The sequence below is a fragment of the Streptomyces vietnamensis genome (assembly GCF_000830005.1).
GTDB classification, from domain to species: Bacteria; Actinomycetota; Actinomycetes; order Streptomycetales; family Streptomycetaceae; genus Streptomyces; species Streptomyces vietnamensis.
This window is the reverse complement of the sequence record NZ_CP010407.1, coordinates 4,572,280-4,587,271: the sequence shown is the minus strand read 5'-3', so window position 1 is coordinate 4,587,271 and position 14,992 is coordinate 4,572,280. Positions and strand designations below refer to the sequence as shown.

Below are 14,992 nucleotides of genomic sequence, written 5' to 3'. Positions count from 1 at the left end.
CCGGACCGGCCCCGCACGCGAGTTTCGGTACGTCGGACCGACAGGTCGCCGACCTCTTCCCGTACGCCGGACCAACAGGTCGCCGACCTCTTCCCTACGTCCGTCAGGCCAGCAGGTCGTCGACCTGCGCCTCGCCCTCCCGGTAGCGGCGGGCGATCTCCGCGCTGCAGTCGTCGGCGGTCCGCTGGAGGTCCTGCCGGCGCCGCGAGATCTGCTGCTCGTACCCCGCGAGCCGACCCATCGCCGCGTGCAGTTCGTCATCGGTCCGGGCCGTCAGGTCCGACAGCTCGACCTCCGACAGCATCTCGCTCGCGAGCCGCCGGTACTCCTCGCCGCGCGGCGTCGACAGCGTCACGTGCCGCGCCGAACTGCGGTGCCGCGAGGGCACGTCGGCGAGGATCTCGGAGAGCCGGTCGAGGACCGGGGCCTCCGGGTCGGTCCGGCGCGCCAGCTCGGCCCGCAGGATGTCGATCCGGCCCTGGAGCATCCGGCGTACGTAGCTCAGGTCGGCCTCGTCGCTCTGCGCGTCCCGGCGCAGAGCGCGCAGCTCGGGCAACCGCAGGGCGCCGAGGTCGGGCCGCGTCCGGTTCGTCGGCTCGGGCCCGGGCTCGGCGGTCCGCTGTACGGGTGGGCGCGTCATGGAAGAACCACCGACTCGGATCAGCGGTACGGGGCCGGACGGCGTCGGCCCGGTGCCAGGTGCACTCATGAGATTCGTCCCCTCGACCGGTGCGGTCGGCCGCACCGCCTCACACGCATGGTGCCACTCCTCCCCGTGCACGTGCAGGCGCTCTGCACCCGTTCGGCCCCTCGTCCTTCGGCCCGCCACCCGCTCGGTAGGTTGGTGCGCATGCGAGCAGTGGTGCAGAGGGTCGACGGCGCGAGTGTCGTCGTCGCAGGGGAGACCGTCGGTGAGATCACCGGCGAGGGGCTGTGCGTCCTGGTCGGGGTGACCCATGACGACACCCCGGAGAAGGCCGCCCAATTGGCCAGAAAGCTCTGGTCCGTCCGGGTACTGGACGACGAGAAGTCGTGCTCCGACGTGAACGCGCCGCTGCTCGTCATCTCCCAGTTCACCCTCTACGGAGACGCCCGCAAGGGCCGCCGCCCCACCTGGAACGCCGCCGCCCCGGGCCCGGTCGCCGAACCCCTCGTCGACGAGGTCGTCGCCCAGCTGCGCGCCCTCGGCGCGCACGTGGAGACGGGCCGCTTCGGAGCGAAGATGAGCGTCTCCCTCACGAACAACGGCCCGTTCACGGTACTGATCGAGGTCTGAGGGCTACGGCTCGACGACGGTCTCCTGCGCGGCGGCCGTCGTCCCGGCGATCAGCGGGGCGTCGACCGGCACGTTCCGCTTGACCAGGGCGAGGGCGATCGGCCCGAGCTCGTGGTGGCGGACGGCGGTCGTCACGAAACCGAGCTGCCGGCCCTCCTCGCCGTCCGCGGCGAGCCGGATCGGGGTGCCGTGGCCGGGCAGCAGGACCTCGCTGCCGTCCAGGTGCAGGAAGACCAGGCGGCGCGGCGGCTTCCCCAGGTTCTGCACCCGGGCGACGGTCTCCTGCCCCCGGTAGCAGCCCTTCTGGAGGTGGACGGCGCTGCCGATGAGGCCGACCTCGTGCGGGATGGTCCGGTGGTCGGTCTCGAAGCCGAGCCGCGGCCGGTGCGCCTCGACCCGCAGCGCCTCGTACGCGAGGATCCCGGCGGCCGGCCCGTGCGAGGCCGCGAAGGACTCCAGGTCGGCGCGGGGCAGGAACAGATCGCGGCCGTGCGGGGTCTCCCGTACGACGACGCCCGCGGGCACCTCGGCGATGGAACCGGCCGGAAGGTGGACGACGGCGAAGTCCTCGGTGCGGTCGGCGACCTCGACCCGGTAGAAGAACTTCATCGCCTCCAGATACGCGATGAGCTCGGCCTGCGTCCCCGGCTCGACGTGCGCCCACACCGTCTCGCCGTCGTCGACGAGGTACAGGGCGTGCTCGATGTGCCCGTTCGCGGAGAGGATCAGCGCCTCGGTGGCCTGCCCGGGCGGCAGCTCGGTCATGTGCTGGGTGACGAGCAGGTGCAGCCAGCTCAGCCGGTCGTCACCGGAGACGGCGACGACGCCCCGGTGCGAGAGGTCGACGAAACCGCTGCCCTCGGAGAGGGCACGCTGCTCGCGGAAGAGATCGCCGTAGTGCGCGGCGACGCCTTCGTCGCGGCCTTCGGCGGGGACGGCGCCGGGCAGGGACAACAGAGGGCTCTTCATACAGAAGAGCCTACGACTCGACGGCAGCGTCCTTGTTCGAACAGTCCCGGCACCGGCCGAAGATCGCGAAGTGCTTCATGTCCGTCTCGAACCCGAAGGTCTCACGGAGCTTCCCGGTGAACTCGGCCGCCACCTCCACGTCCGCCTCGATCACCTCGGAGCAGTCCCGGCAGACCAGGTGCAGGTGGTGGTGCCGGTCGGCGAGGTGATAGGTCGGCGCCCCGTGCCCCAGATGCGCGTGGGAGACGAGCCCGAGCTCCTCGAGGAGCTCCAGGGTCCGGTACACGGTGGAGATGTTCACGCCGGAGGCCGTCCTGCGGACCTCGACGAGGATGTCGTCCGGGGTCGCGTGCTCCAGCCTGTCCACGGCCTCCAGGACAAGCTGACGCTGCGGCGTCAGCCGATAGCCGCGCTGCCGCAGGTCGCTCTTCCAGTCGGTGCTCACCACGCCCCCAGTGTAGGAGGACGCGGTGAACACCCCCAGGCGTCTAACGGAAGAAGGCGATGCCGTCGTCCGGCATGTCGGGCAGGTTGCGGGCCATCTCCGCGACCTCCTCCGGCGTCACGACCTTCTTCAGGTGCGCCGACATGTACGGGCGGAGCGGGATCTCGGGGGTGGCCTTCTCGCCGACCCACATCAGGTCGCTCTTGACGTAGCCGTAGAGCCGCTTGCCACCGCTGTACGGGCCGGAGGCCACGGTGCGGGCGACGGCGTCCGTCGCCAGGTCGATCTGCGGCTTCTGGTCGGCGAGCTCGCCGTACCAGATCTCGACGACGCCCTGGTCGCGGACCATGACGACCTCGACCTTGCGGTCCCGGTCGATCCGCCAGTAGCCGCTCTCGCTCTCCAGCGGACGGACCTTGTTGCCGTCGTTGTCCAGGACCCAGGTGTGCGAGTGGTACTCGATGAAGTCCCGGCCGTCGTGGCTGAACGTCACGGCCTGGCCGAAGTTGCACTTCTCGGCGCCGGGGAAGTCGGAGACGCCCGCGCCCTCCCACGTACCGAGCAGGAACGCGAGGGGGACGAGGTCCGGGTTGAGGTCGGACGGGATCTCGATCATGAGCAGCTCTGGCGTTCTCTAGAAGTGGTTACCGCTGGCCCTGGTACAGCTTCTTCACGGTCAGACCGGCGAAGGCGATCACGCCGACGGCGACCAGGACCAGGAGGGTTTCGAAGAAAGCGATCATTGGGGTGCTCCTCGACTGAGCGGTGAAGGCGGAACGGGCCGGACCCCAGCTTAGTGGGCGGGGGTCCGGCCCACTCGGTGAGGTGGGTCTCGCGGACGATCAGCCGAGCAGCTGGTTCTGCAGGGTGACGGTCTGCTGGAACGGCACGGCGAGCGCCTCGCCCTTCCGGGTCTGGGTGATCAGCGCGAGGGTGTCACCGGCCTGCACATAGGCCCAGCGGACCTGCTCGGGGCCGTACGGCTTCTTCTCCCGGAAGGCGTACACGCTCGTGCCGGACACGCCGATGTCGTCCGCGAAGCTCTCCAGGACGAGGGCCTCCACCCCGTCCGGCCGCGCGTCCGGGCCGTCCGCGGCCTCCGCGTCCACCACCTCGTCCTTGAACGCCTCGGCGAACGCCACCGAGCTGAACCGCAGCAGATGGATGCTGGTGCGGGTGCCGTCCGGAGTCGTCCACCCGCGGGCGGCGACGTGCCGCAGGGTGGAGTCCGTCAGGGCCCGCTTCACCTCGTCGCGGGACTCCTTCCCGTACAGGGAGAGGTACGAGTCGGTGGGCACGAACCCGCCGTTCAGCTTCGGGTCGGCCGTCGCGCCGGCCGGGGCGGGCAGCAGCAGCTCGCGCACGTCGGCGTAGTGGATCTCGCCGTCGTTGCCCTCGGTGAAGGGGCGGGGCCGGTCCGCCGGCAGCGCCGGGAGACGGAGCTGCGGGTACTCCCAGCGGCCGTCGCTCTCGGTCGCCAGGCCGGGCACGTCGTTCCGGTCGAGGGCGGTGATCCCCATGGCGGTGCCGGCGCCCACGCCGCCACACACGACGAGGGCGGCGGTCCAGCGGGCGACGGCCCAGAGGACGCGACGGGACCGCGGGGGCGCGGCCGGTTCCAGGACCTCCGCTTCCGGGGCCTCTGGTTCCGGGGCCGCCGCTTCCGGGGCCTCCGCTTCCGGAAGGTCCGTCTCTGTCATCTGCTCGGTCATATGTACTCCCCCGGGGACTGGATGTGGCGGAGCTGCTTCTCGACGAGGTCCGCCACGGCCTTCTGGTCGAAGGGCTCGCCACCGAACGCGGTGACGGTGACCATGACCTCCCCGTCGTACGCGGAGCAGGTCATCTTCTGGAGGTCGGGAGTCCGCTCGTCCTCGTCCTGCTCGGGCTTCGCGGGCTTGGGCCCCAGGTAGCAGGCGGAGTTCTTCGCGTACTCCTTGATCTTCGGGCCCTTGCGCAGCTCGAAGAACTCGGACATCTCCTTGCGGACCTCGAAGAACTCGCGGACCGACTTCTTGTCCTTCATCCGCAGGACGATCACCTCGGCCTGGAGGGTGCTGTCCTGCGCGGCGTACGAGCGCATCGCCATGCCCTGGATGCCGAGCCGGTCGACCTCCTTCTCGTACGCGCGGCGCTTCTTGCCGTAGAAGGACTTGCCCGTCTGCTTGAGAAGGGCCGCGGCCTGCTTCGCCGGGATCTCGTCGTCGTTTCCGTGTCCCTCGATGTCCGCCCCGAGCACGTAGCCGTCCGGCACGGGCAGGAGGAGCCTGCTCATCGGCGTGGACGCCCTGCCCCGGTCGGCGTCGGCGGCCGGGTCCTTCGGGGTCGCGGTCGTACTGGGCTCGGCCCACGCCACCGTGGGGGCGGTCCGGTCGGCGCGGTCGACGGTGACGGCGGTGTAGGCGACACCGCCGCCGACGGCGCCGAGCACGACCACGGAGGCCAGCACGTTCTTCAGGATCCGGCGCGTGCGGCGCCCGGACTTCTCGCTCACAGGCGCCCCAGCTGCCGCTCGGCCAGAGAACGGATCTCGCTCTCGGCGATCTTTTCGGTGTCGAAGATCAGGATGGTGATCGCGATGTCACCGCGCTGGATGAAGGCACGGGCCTGGTAGAGGTCCATGTAGCCCGCCTTGCGCTCCACGGGATAGAGGAAGTAGCGGCCGTTCTCGGAGCCCTTCACGGGTTCTCCGAGGGAATCGGACTGCTCCTCGCCGATGGCGAGGCCCTGCTGGTCCTTCACGTACTCCAGGGCTCCGTTCCCGGAGGTGGAGCGGTACTGCACGAGGTCGATCTGGACGCGCTTGTACTCGCCGACACGCCACGACCGCGTGGCGATTCGCCGGACCCCCTGGTCGAGCTGGAACTCCAGCGCGTTCTCGGGCCGGGTGAAGTCGTCGACGTACGCGGACAGCGACTCCCAGCCGTCCGGACCGTCGGCCCGCGCCCCCGCCGGCTTCGGCAGCAGCAGCTTCCGCAGGTCGCCCTGCGCCTTCGCCTGGTGGTCCTCCTTCGCCGACAGCGGCTCCGGCTCCTGGCCCTTCGGCAGCGGCTTCGCCGGGTGCGCGAGGCCCGGCTGGTTGAGCGGCGGGAGCGCGGTCGGTTCGCGGTCGGCCTGGATGCCGTAGCCGACGGCGGTGCCGCCGACGAGGCCGATGACGGCGGCGACGGTGATCAGCCCGACGGTACGGAGGACCCGGCGGCGCGGTCGCTGGACCGGAGGTGCGGGTTCCGTCACCGTCTCCGGCTCGGGTGGTGATGTTGTATCCGTATTTTGGATACTTTCTTCGATGCTCAAGAGTCCCCCCACGAGACCTGAAGCGCGGATTCCGTCACCCGCGCACACAGCTGACACGTGAGGGACGCATGAGGTTGCAGTGCCGCGCATTACAGTTCGGCATATGGCGAAGAAGCTCGTGATCAAGGTGACCGCAGGGGCCGACGCCCCCGAACGCTGCTCCCAGGCCTTCACGGTGGCCGCCGTCGCCGTCGCCAGCGGCGTCGAGGTCTCGCTCTGGCTGACCGGCGAGTCCTCCTGGTTCGCCCTCCCCGGCCGCGCGGCGGAGTTCGAGCTCCCGCACGCCGCGCCGCTGCCGGACCTGATCGACTCGATCCTGGCGGCCGGCCGCATCACGCTCTGCACGCAGTGCGCGGCACGCCGCGAGATCACGGAGAAGGACGTCCTGGACGGCGTCCGCATCGCCGGCGCGCAGGTCTTCGTCCAGGAGGCGATGTCCGACGAGACCCAGGCCCTCGTGTATTGAGCGAGCTACGGCTCGCGGCGCTTCTTGCCGTCGAGCTCGTCCCACCACTCGTCCGACTTCGGGTCGCCCGAGGGGTCGTCCCACCAGCGGTCCTCCGGGCCCCGGCGGTTCGCGATCATCGCGGCGACCGGGGGGATGACCATGGCGACGACGCACATGCCGATGGCAACCGGCATCGAGAAGAGCCGCACGACGGCCCAGGCGCCCACGAACAGGGCCAGGCAGGCGCCCATCATCCAGAAGTAGACGTGCCGACGTCGCGCGTACACACCTTCAGCGTACGACCGGGCGCCACGCCCGGAAAGAAAGAAGCCGGAGGGCCGTGCCTCAGGTCCTGGAATGGCGTCCAACCCCCCAGGAGGCACGGCCCTCCGGCCGTTCATCGGTGTGGCGTCACACCGCGATGGCGACGTCCGTCAGGCTGCCGGCCTCGGTGACGACGACCTTGCGGTCGGCCTGGGCGCCCGGAACCAGGGCGCGCAGGGTCCACTCGCCGGTCGCCGCGTAGAAGCGGAACTGGCCGGTGGCCGAGGTCGGGACCTCGGCGGTGAACTCGCCGGAGCCGTCGAGGAGGCGCACGTAACCGGTGACGGGCTCGCCGTCCTTGGTCACCTGGCCCTGGATGGCCGTCTCACCGGGCTTGAGCGTGCTGACGTCGGGACCGCCGACCTGAGCTCCACACATGTTCGCTGTCCTGTCCTGAAGAAGAAGTGGGGGTTACTTGTTGGCGCCGAGCTCGATCGGCACGCCGACGAGGGAGCCGTACTCGGTCCAGGAGCCGTCGTAGTTCTTGACGTTCGGGACCTCGAGCAGCTCGTGCAGGACGAACCAGGTCAGCGCGGAGCGCTCGCCGATGCGGCAGTAGGCGATGGTGTCCTTCGCCAGGTCGACCTGCTCGGCCTCGTAGAGGGCCTTGAGCTCGTCGTCCGACTTGAAGGTGCCGTCGTCGTTGGCGTTCTTCGACCACGGGATGTTGCGGGCGCTCGGCACGTGGCCGGGGCGCTGCGACTGCTCCTGCGGGAGGTGCGCCGGGGCGAGCAGCTTGCCGGAGAACTCGTCGGGCGAGCGGACGTCGACCAGGTTCTGGGCGCCGATCGCGGCCACGACGTCGTCGCGGAAGGCGCGGATCGAGGCGTCCTGGGCCTTGGCCTTGTACTCGGTGGCCGGGCGGGCCGGCACCTCGGCGACGAGGTCGCGGGAGTCGAGCTCCCACTTCTTGCGGCCGCCGTCGAGGAGCTTGACGTCCTGGTGGCCGTAGAGCTTGAAGTACCAGTAGGCGTAGGAGGCGAACCAGTTGTTGTTGCCGCCGTAGAGGACGACCGTGGTGTCGTTCGCGATGCCCTTGGCCGAGAGGAGCTTCTCGAAGCCCTCCTGGTCGATGAAGTCGCGGCGGACCGGGTCCTGCAGGTCCTTGGTCCAGTCGATGCGGATGGCGTTGCGGATGTGGTTCTTCTCGTAGGCCGAGGTGTCCTCGTCGACCTCGACGATGGCGACCTGCGGGTTGTCGAGGTTGGCCTCGACCCAGTCCGCGTCGACCAGGACGTCGCTGCGAGCCATGCTGTTCTCCTCCGGGGCAGTGTGCGGGGGTGTGCTGCGGTGGTGCGGGGGTGTGCTGCGCTACGCGTCGTCGCGTGACGTACGGACATACGGGCATATGGACATACGGACGGGCGTACGGCTCTGCACGGGGCGGCCCCGACGTCGGTCGACGGGCCTGGGGGATACGGGAGTTGGCGTCCCGCTCAGACTGAGCGACAGAGCATGGCGGCGACGCGGCACAGGTCTACTGCCCGCCGCTTCGTGAGATCCGCCTGTCGCTTCATGCCCTCGATCGTAGGGACGGACAGGCGGCCGTGTCACCGGTGTGTCGTATTTTGAGACGCGATCGTCCGAGATGCGAGACGTGATCAGGGTGCGCGTCGGCTCCGGACGCCTCCGCACCACGGTGTCCGCTTCTCTTTCTGCGGATCGGACGGCCGCGTCTCACCATGTGATCAAAGGGCCCGATCAGCCCGCCAGGACGACGTCCTTGCCGGTCACGGTGACCGCCAGGCCGTCCGGGCGCGGCTCGACCTTCTCCACCTTCATCCCGGCGATCATGCCGAGCGGGCGCTCGAAGTCGGTGCGCGCGCGGACCAGCTCCTCCACGCCCGGGATGCCGGCGCCCGGCACCTCGTCGGCGCGGACCTTGATGGTGTCGCCGTTCACGACGGTGACCGTGGAGATGACCGAGCGGGTCAGGCTGCGGCCCAGGATCTTCACGCTGCCGGTGACCTTCACCTTGCCGTTCCCCCCGTAGGCGACGGTGGCCTCGCGGTCGGAGGCGGCGGTGAGGTCCGCGTACGAGATGAGGGCCGTGCCGCTCGCCGAGCCCGCCTTCGCGCCCGCCCAGTCGCCGGTCACGGTCACGTCCCGCAGGACCGCGGTCAGCTCGCCGACCCGGACGTCCTTGTCGCCCGCCGTCGCCCGCACGCCGGTCGCCTTCACGTCGACCTCGTCGAACCGCTTGTCCGCGACCTGGGTGAGGAACGGGAAGCCCTTGATGTCGACCTCGATCGAGTCGCTCGTCGAGGCGGAGAGCTTCACCCGGCTCGACGCCTCCGACTCCGCGTACGACACGGCCAGCCGGTCGATCCCGACGAGGGCCCCGCCCAGCACGACGGCCACGATCAACAGAATCCGCAGTGCTCGCATGGGCTGAGCGTCCCCCCGTAGTGGTTCCTGTAACGGTTTCCGTGAAAAGTTCCGGCCCCCCGACACGAAGATCGACGTGTCGGGGGGCCGGTTGGTTCCCGTGCCCGAACGGACGGCGAGGAGGACCGCAGGTCAGACCGGGTCAGACCAGGGCGCGGCCGAGCAGGTAGACGGCGGGCGCGGCGGCGGTGAGCGGCAGCGCGACGCCCGCGGTCATGTGGACGAACCGCGACGGGTAGTCGTAGCTGGCGACCCGCAGGCCGATCAGCGCGCAGACCCCGACGCCGAGGCCGAGCAGCGCCCCGGAGGTGCCCAGGTCGGTGAGGCCGCCGGCCGCGATCCCGGCGCCCGCCGCGGCGAGCAGGGCGACGACCAGGGAGACCGGTCCCGGCAGCGGCAGCGCCCGGGCGAGGACGGCCGCGGCGACCGCGATCCCGCCGACGACCACCGCGTCCGGGGCGGCGCCGAGGTGCCCGGTGGCGACGACGGTCAGGGCGGCGGAGGCGATGGTGGCCATCAGGCCGTACATGCGCTCGTCGGGGTCGGCGTGGCTGCGCAGCTGGAGGACCAGGCAGAGCAGCACCCAGACGCCGAGCGTGCCGAGGATCGCCGCGGCCGCGTGCTCCCGGCCGGTGGCGAGCAGGGCGGCGTCGGAGACGAGGCCGCCGAGGAAGGCGAGGGCGATGCCCTGCCGGGCGGGCCACATGCCGTTGAGCCGGAACCAGCCGGCGGCGGTGAGGCCCTGCAGCAGGACGAGCGGGACGAGCAGCCCGTACGAGCCGAGGGCAGCACCGCCCGCGAGCAGCAGGCCGAGGACGGCGGTGAGGGCCGCGGGCTGCATGCCGGGCTCGATGATCGGCGACCGGCCCTCGGCGCGGGCGCGCTGGGCGTCGGTGACGCGGGCGTTCCCGGAGGTGATGGGCGAGGAGTAGGCGGGCCCCTCGTCGACCACGGGAGCGGCCACGGGAGCGGCCGCGGAAGCAGGGGCCGGCGCGGGCTCGGCGAAGGCCGCCGGCGCGGGCTCGGCCGCGGGCTCCGCGTAGTACGCGGCGGGGGCCCCGTGCGACGGGTACTGCTGCTCGTACGGCTGCTCGTACGACTGCTGGTACGCCTCCTGCGGCACGGGCATCTGCGCGGCCTGGGCCGCCTGCTCGGCCCGGGCCGCCTGGATCTGGTCGTACGAGACGGCCGGCTGGTACGAGGTGTCCCAGGTCTGGCCCTCCCACGTCTGGGTGACCTCGGCGGGGTTCTGCTGCCCGTTCGCGTCGGCGTACGGGTCGTACTGCTGCCCGCCGTAGTACTGGTCGTTGCTCATGCTCTGGGGTTCACCCTCCTGCGAACGGGGGGAGCACCTCGACCGTGCCGCCCTCGGCAAGCCGTACCGTCTCATGGCTCCGGGTCCCGACGGGGTCGCCGTCGACCAGGAACGAGCACCGCTTGAGGACCTGGGCGAGCTCGCCCGGGTGCTTCGCGCGGACCGCGTCGAGGGCCTCGGCCAGGGTCCCGGCGGTGTACGGCTCCTCGGCGACTCCGGCGGCGGCCTTGGCCGCGGCCCAGTAGCGGATGGTTCCCGCTGCCATAGCGGCGCTCCTCTCGTTCGTGTGCGCGCCGCCCCCCATCATGGGCTATGCGCGCGTGAGCCAGTCCCCGAGCCGGGCGAGCAGCTCCCGGTCGGCCGCGTTCTCGGCGTGGCCCATCCCCCGCTCCACCCAGAGTTCCGCGTCGCCCGCGGCGGCCAGCATGCGCGGGTGGTCGAGCGGGAAGTACGCGTCCCGGTCGCCGTGCACGATGAGCAGCGGGGTCGGCGCGATCAGCGGGACGGCCTCCACGGGGGACAGGGGCACGGGGTCCCAGGCGCGGCTGTCGATCCGGGTGCCGAGCCCGTACCGCCCGACGAGGCGGCCCGCCGGCCGGGTGACCACCCAGTGGACGCGGCGCATCGGGGCCGTACCCCGGTAGTACCAGCGGGCGGGCGCGGACACGGCGGCCACCGCGTCGGCGCGGCCCTCCGTCCCGCGCTCCAGGGCCGCGTGGCGCAGGACCACGGAGCCGCCCATGGAGAAGCCGACCGTCGCCACGCGCGCGTGGCCGAGCTCACGGGCCCAGCGGACGGCGGCGGACAGGTCGAGGACCTCCCGGTCGCCGACGGTGGAGCGGCCGCCCGAGCGGCCGTGCCCGCGGAAGGAGAAGGTGACGACGGCCGCGCCGCGCTCCGCGAGGACGCGGGCGGCGCGCCGGACGGCGGGCCGGTCGGCCGACCCGGTGAAGCCGTGCGCGAGGACGACCGCCGTATCGGTGACACTTGCCCCTGAGGGTTCGTAAACCGCCTCGATCCGGACACCGTCCTCGGTACACAGCGTGGACCGCAAAGGGCGGGAAGTGAGCGAGGAAACATCCAGGATGTGAAATCGGCCCTCTGCCTCGGAACTCATGTGGGCTATTCTGCTTGCCAGAGGATCCGGGCAACGCAGCCCCCGGGTCCTTTTGTGTTTTCCGACCGTTGTTACGGACGGATGAACAAAAGCTCTCAGGGCGCGAGAGCCAACGTGAGCACACATAGACGTCCTCGCAGGGACCGAGGAGGAACCGACGTCATGGACGAGCGAACGACGACGCACGACGGATCGACCGGCGGACCGACGACCGAAGAAGGTGCGGCGCGATGAGTTCTCTGCTGCTCCTGACCAACGCCCTCCAGCCGTCGACCGAGGTGCTCCCCGCACTCGGCCTGCTGCTGCACAACGTCCGGGTCGCCCCGGCCGAGGGCCCCGCCCTCGTGGACACCCCCGGCGCGGATGTGATCCTCGTCGACGGCCGGCGCGACCTGCCACAGGTGCGCTCGCTCTGCCAGCTGCTGCGCTCCACCGGGCCCGGCTGTCCGCTGATCCTCGTCGTCACGGAAGGCGGCCTCGCGGCCGTCACCGCCGACTGGGGCATCGACGACGTCCTCCTCGACACGGCGGGCCCCGCCGAGGTCGAGGCGCGGCTCCGGCTCGCGATGGGCCGCCAGCAGATCGTCTCGGACGACTCCCCGATGGAGATCCGCAACGGCGACCTGTCGGTCGACGAGGCGACGTACAGCGCGAAGCTGAAGGGCCGGGTCCTGGACCTGACCTTCAAGGAGTTCGAGCTGCTCAAGTACCTGGCCCAGCACCCGGGCCGGGTCTTCACGCGCGCGCAGCTCCTCCAGGAGGTGTGGGGGTACGACTACTTCGGCGGCACCCGTACGGTCGACGTCCACGTACGGCGGCTGCGGGCCAAGCTCGGCCCCGAGCACGAGTCCCTCATCGGCACCGTCCGGAACGTCGGCTACCGCTTCGTCACCCCCGAGAAGGTCGAGCGGGCGGCGGAGGAGGCCCGTGCCAAGGCCGAGGGCGCGCGTGCCAAGGAGGAGGCCCGCGTGAGCGCCCGCGTCAAGGGAGACACGGAGGCCGTCACCCCCACGTAGGACAGGAACGTGGCGGATGCCACAGTGCGACCTGCCGGTAGGTAGGTCCCCCCGCGTAGACTTCCGCGCGTGGCCAAGGTGACGCGGGATGACGTAGCGCGACTTGCGGGTACTTCTACCGCCGTCGTGAGCTACGTCATCAACAACGGACCCCGGCCGGTCGCCCCGGCCACGCGCGAGCGTGTCCTCGCCGCCATCAAGGAGCTGGGCTACCGCCCGGACCGGGTGGCCCAGGCGATGGCCTCGCGGCGCACCGACCTCATAGGCATGATCGTCCCCGACGCGCGGCAGCCGTTCTTCGGGGAGATGGCGCACGCGGTCGAGCAGGCCGCCGCCGAGCGCGGGAAGATGGTCCTCGTCGGCAACTCCGACTACCGGACCGAGCGCGAGGTCCACTACCTGCGCGCCTTCCTCGGCATGCGGGTCTCCGGACTGATCCTGGTCAGCCAGGGCATGAGCGAGCAGGCCGCGAGCGAGATCGAGGCCTGGGACGCGCGCGTGGTGCTGCTGCACGAGCGGCCCGAGGCGATCGACGACGTGGCCGTCGTGACCGACGACATCGGCGGCGCCCAGCTCGCCACCCGGCACCTCCTGGAGCACGGCCACCCGTACGTGGCCTGCCTCGGCGGCGTCCCGAACACCCCGGCCGTCGGCGACCCGGTCGCCGACCACGTCGAGGGCTGGCGGCGCGCCATGCAGGAGGCCGGTCTCTCGACCGAGGGCCGGCTCTTCGAAGCCCCGTACAACCGGTACGACGCCTACCAGGTCGCCCTCAAGCTGCTCGCGGGCCCGGACAGGCCGCCGGCCATCTTCTGCTCCACCGACGACCAGGCCTTCGGTGTCCTGCGGGCCGCCCGCGAGCTGCGCATCGAGGTGCCGACGGAGCTGGCGGTCGCGGGCTTCGACGACGTGAAGGAGGCGGCGCTCACCGATCCGCCGCTGACCACCGTCGCCTCGGACCGCCCCGCGATGGCCCGGGCGGCCGTGGACCTGGTCCTCGACGACTCGATCCGGGTGGGGGCCCCCCGCCGCGAGCGGGTGAAGCTCTTCCCGTCGGCGCTGATCGTCCGCCGCTCCTGCGGCTGCCACGGCGGCTGAGCCGGTACGGGGCGGACGCGCCGCCCGTGCCCCGGTAGCCGAGGAGCCGGCCGGGCGAGCCGCTCGGACGGGCCCCACCCCAGGGGGTTCTTTACATCGGGCATACAGGGTTCTGTCGGGCTTCTCAGCCGGTCCTCAGACAGTTCTCATGTACGGATCCGAAAGTCATAGCCATGACGGACTTCCAGGAGCAGCAGCCGCAGCAGCCGTACTACCCGCCGCAGCCGCCGAGGCCGCCGTACGAGCCGACGCAGCCGATGCAGGGGCCGTACGAGCCGACGCAGCCGATCACCACCGAGCCGGGCACGACCATCTGGCCCTCGGGCGGTCACGTGCCGCCGCCGGTGGACCCGCCCCTCGTCGCCGCCGGGCCCGCCCCGGCCCCCTCGCCCCGCCGCCGCGCCAAGCGGGGCGTCGGGCTCATGGCGGCCGTCGCCATCGCGGCCGCGGCGGTCGGCGGCGGCACGGCGACGCTGGTCCAGAACCTCACCTCCGACAAGGCCTCCGTGAGCGCCTCCTCCCCCGTCGTCAGCGGCACCAACGTCTCCACCGGCACCAAGGGCACCGTCGCCGGGGTCGCCGAGGCGGTCTCCCCCTCCATCGTGGAGATCTCCGCGACCTCGAACTCCGGCAAGTCCACCGGCTCGGGCGTGATCATCACCTCCGACGGCGAGATCGTCACCAACAACCACGTGGTCTCCGGCGCCTCCTCGGTCACCGTGCAGCTCAGCAACGGCAAGACGTACCGGGCCGAGGTCGTCGGCACGGACCCCGACAAGGACCTCGCCCTGATCAAGCTCCAGGGCGCCTCCGGGCTCAAGGCCGCCGCGCTCGGCGACTCCTCGAACCTCAGGGTCGGCGACGAGGTCGTCGCGATCGGCTCCCCCGAGGGCCTGACCGGCACCGTCACCAGCGGCATCGTCTCCGCGCTCGACCGGGACGTGACCGTCGCCAAGGACGAGGGCGGCCAGGACCAGCAGCAGGAACAGCAGCAGTGGGACCCGCGGCAGGGCTGGCCGTTCGAGTTCGGCGGTCAGCAGTTCAACGGCGACACCGGTTCGTCGAAGACCACGTACAAGGCGATCCAGACCGATGCCTCGCTCAATCCGGGGAATTCCGGCGGCGCGTTGATCAATATGAACGGCGAGATCATCGGAATCAATTCGGCCATGTATTCGCCCAGTTCTTCGAACGGCTCCACCGCCGGAAGCGTCGGCCTCGGATTCGCGATCCCGATCGACACCGTGAAGGCCGACCTGGACAGCCTCCGCTCGGGCGGCGCCAACTGAGCACGTGCGA

20 protein-coding genes are annotated in these 14,992 nt (G+C 71.2%); 5 read left to right on the top strand and 15 right to left on the bottom strand.

Annotated features, from left to right (window positions below; all coding sequences use genetic code 11):
• Positions 1 to 103: 103 nt before the first annotated feature.
• Positions 104 to 709, bottom strand: a complete 606-nt coding sequence (locus tag SVTN_RS20555; RefSeq protein WP_063782340.1) for an RsiG family protein — start codon at positions 707 to 709, stop codon at positions 104 to 106.
• Between the two features lie 141 nt (positions 710 to 850).
• Between SVTN_RS20555 and dtd the strand changes: the two genes are divergently transcribed.
• Positions 851 to 1,276, top strand: coding sequence for a D-aminoacyl-tRNA deacylase (dtd, locus tag SVTN_RS20550; protein ID WP_041130415.1), 426 nt, complete (start codon positions 851 to 853; stop codon positions 1,274 to 1,276).
• A gap of 3 nt (positions 1,277 to 1,279) precedes the next feature.
• Here the strand turns inward: dtd and ygfZ are convergent, their stop codons facing one another.
• The 6 genes from ygfZ to SVTN_RS20515 all read right to left on the bottom strand — a co-directional run bounded on the left by ygfZ (position 1,280) and on the right by SVTN_RS20515 (position 5,927).
• Positions 1,280 to 2,245, bottom strand: a complete 966-nt coding sequence (gene ygfZ / locus SVTN_RS20545; protein ID WP_041130414.1) for a CAF17-like 4Fe-4S cluster assembly/insertion protein YgfZ — start codon at positions 2,243 to 2,245, stop codon at positions 1,280 to 1,282.
• A 10-nt stretch (positions 2,246 to 2,255) separates the two neighbouring features.
• Positions 2,256 to 2,693 carry a Fur family transcriptional regulator gene (locus tag SVTN_RS20540; protein WP_041134088.1) on the bottom strand — a complete coding sequence of 146 codons (438 nt, stop codon included), beginning with the start codon at positions 2,691 to 2,693 and terminating at the stop codon, positions 2,256 to 2,258.
• A 40-nt stretch (positions 2,694 to 2,733) separates the two neighbouring features.
• A complete protein-coding gene (locus tag SVTN_RS20535; RefSeq protein ID WP_041130413.1) occupies positions 2,734 to 3,306 on the bottom strand; it encodes a heme-binding beta-barrel domain-containing protein in 573 nt (190 codons plus the stop codon).
• 226 nt (positions 3,307 to 3,532) lie between these two features.
• On the bottom strand, positions 3,533 to 4,390 hold the full coding sequence (locus SVTN_RS20525) for a hypothetical protein (protein WP_245727601.1): 858 nt from the start codon (positions 4,388 to 4,390) through the stop codon (positions 3,533 to 3,535).
• 8 nt (positions 4,391 to 4,398) lie between these two features.
• On the bottom strand, positions 4,399 to 5,184 hold the full coding sequence (locus SVTN_RS20520; RefSeq protein WP_041130410.1) for a hypothetical protein: 786 nt from the start codon (positions 5,182 to 5,184) through the stop codon (positions 4,399 to 4,401).
• A complete protein-coding gene (locus SVTN_RS20515) occupies positions 5,181 to 5,927 on the bottom strand; it encodes a hypothetical protein (RefSeq protein WP_245727600.1) in 747 nt (248 codons plus the stop codon). Before SVTN_RS20515 ends, SVTN_RS20520 begins: the two co-directional genes overlap by 4 nt.
• A 163-nt stretch (positions 5,928 to 6,090) precedes the next feature.
• Between SVTN_RS20515 and SVTN_RS20510 the strand changes: the two genes are divergently transcribed.
• Entirely contained in the window at positions 6,091 to 6,453 is a 363-nt protein-coding gene (locus SVTN_RS20510; RefSeq protein WP_041130408.1) for a DsrE family protein, read from the top strand.
• Positions 6,454 to 6,458: 5 nt separating this feature from the next.
• On the opposite strand, the gene SVTN_RS20505 is transcribed toward SVTN_RS20510, so the two are convergent.
• The 8 genes from SVTN_RS20505 to SVTN_RS20475 all read right to left on the bottom strand — a co-directional run bounded on the left by SVTN_RS20505 (position 6,459) and on the right by SVTN_RS20475 (position 11,579).
• The gene (locus SVTN_RS20505; protein WP_078908774.1) at positions 6,459 to 6,794 is read right to left on the bottom strand and encodes a DUF3099 domain-containing protein; all 336 of its coding nucleotides are present in this window, start codon (positions 6,792 to 6,794) and stop codon (positions 6,459 to 6,461) included.
• Between the two features lie 52 nt (positions 6,795 to 6,846).
• Positions 6,847 to 7,137, bottom strand: coding sequence for a DUF1416 domain-containing protein (locus tag SVTN_RS20500; RefSeq protein ID WP_030693674.1), 291 nt, complete (start codon positions 7,135 to 7,137; stop codon positions 6,847 to 6,849).
• A 33-nt stretch (positions 7,138 to 7,170) separates the two neighbouring features.
• On the bottom strand, positions 7,171 to 8,010 hold the full coding sequence (locus SVTN_RS20495; RefSeq protein ID WP_041130406.1) for a sulfurtransferase: 840 nt from the start codon (positions 8,008 to 8,010) through the stop codon (positions 7,171 to 7,173).
• A gap of 185 nt (positions 8,011 to 8,195) precedes the next feature.
• Positions 8,196 to 8,276, bottom strand: a complete 81-nt coding sequence (locus SVTN_RS46605; protein WP_350497993.1) for a putative leader peptide — start codon at positions 8,274 to 8,276, stop codon at positions 8,196 to 8,198.
• 184 nt (positions 8,277 to 8,460) lie between these two features.
• Positions 8,461 to 9,147, bottom strand: coding sequence for an LmeA family phospholipid-binding protein (locus tag SVTN_RS20490; RefSeq protein ID WP_041130405.1), 687 nt, complete (start codon positions 9,145 to 9,147; stop codon positions 8,461 to 8,463).
• A gap of 142 nt (positions 9,148 to 9,289) precedes the next feature.
• Entirely contained in the window at positions 9,290 to 10,462 is a 1,173-nt protein-coding gene (locus SVTN_RS20485) for a hypothetical protein (RefSeq protein WP_041130404.1), read from the bottom strand.
• A 10-nt stretch (positions 10,463 to 10,472) separates the two neighbouring features.
• On the bottom strand, positions 10,473 to 10,727 hold the full coding sequence (locus tag SVTN_RS20480; protein ID WP_041130403.1) for a MoaD/ThiS family protein: 255 nt from the start codon (positions 10,725 to 10,727) through the stop codon (positions 10,473 to 10,475).
• A 45-nt stretch (positions 10,728 to 10,772) separates the two neighbouring features.
• Positions 10,773 to 11,579 (bottom strand): alpha/beta hydrolase, encoded by an 807-nt coding sequence (locus SVTN_RS20475; protein ID WP_063782267.1) that lies wholly within the window; start codon positions 11,577 to 11,579, stop codon positions 10,773 to 10,775.
• Positions 11,580 to 11,809: 230 nt separating this feature from the next.
• On the opposite strand from SVTN_RS20475, the gene SVTN_RS20470 reads away from it, so the two are divergent.
• From SVTN_RS20470 to SVTN_RS20460, 3 genes are all read left to right on the top strand, one after another.
• A complete protein-coding gene (locus tag SVTN_RS20470; RefSeq protein ID WP_041130401.1) occupies positions 11,810 to 12,595 on the top strand; it encodes a response regulator transcription factor in 786 nt (261 codons plus the stop codon).
• Between the two features lie 69 nt (positions 12,596 to 12,664).
• Entirely contained in the window at positions 12,665 to 13,693 is a 1,029-nt protein-coding gene (locus SVTN_RS20465) for a LacI family DNA-binding transcriptional regulator (protein ID WP_041130400.1), read from the top strand.
• A 173-nt stretch (positions 13,694 to 13,866) separates the two neighbouring features.
• On the top strand, positions 13,867 to 14,982 hold the full coding sequence (locus tag SVTN_RS20460; protein ID WP_041130399.1) for a S1C family serine protease: 1,116 nt from the start codon (positions 13,867 to 13,869) through the stop codon (positions 14,980 to 14,982).
• Positions 14,983 to 14,992 lie beyond the last annotated feature (10 nt).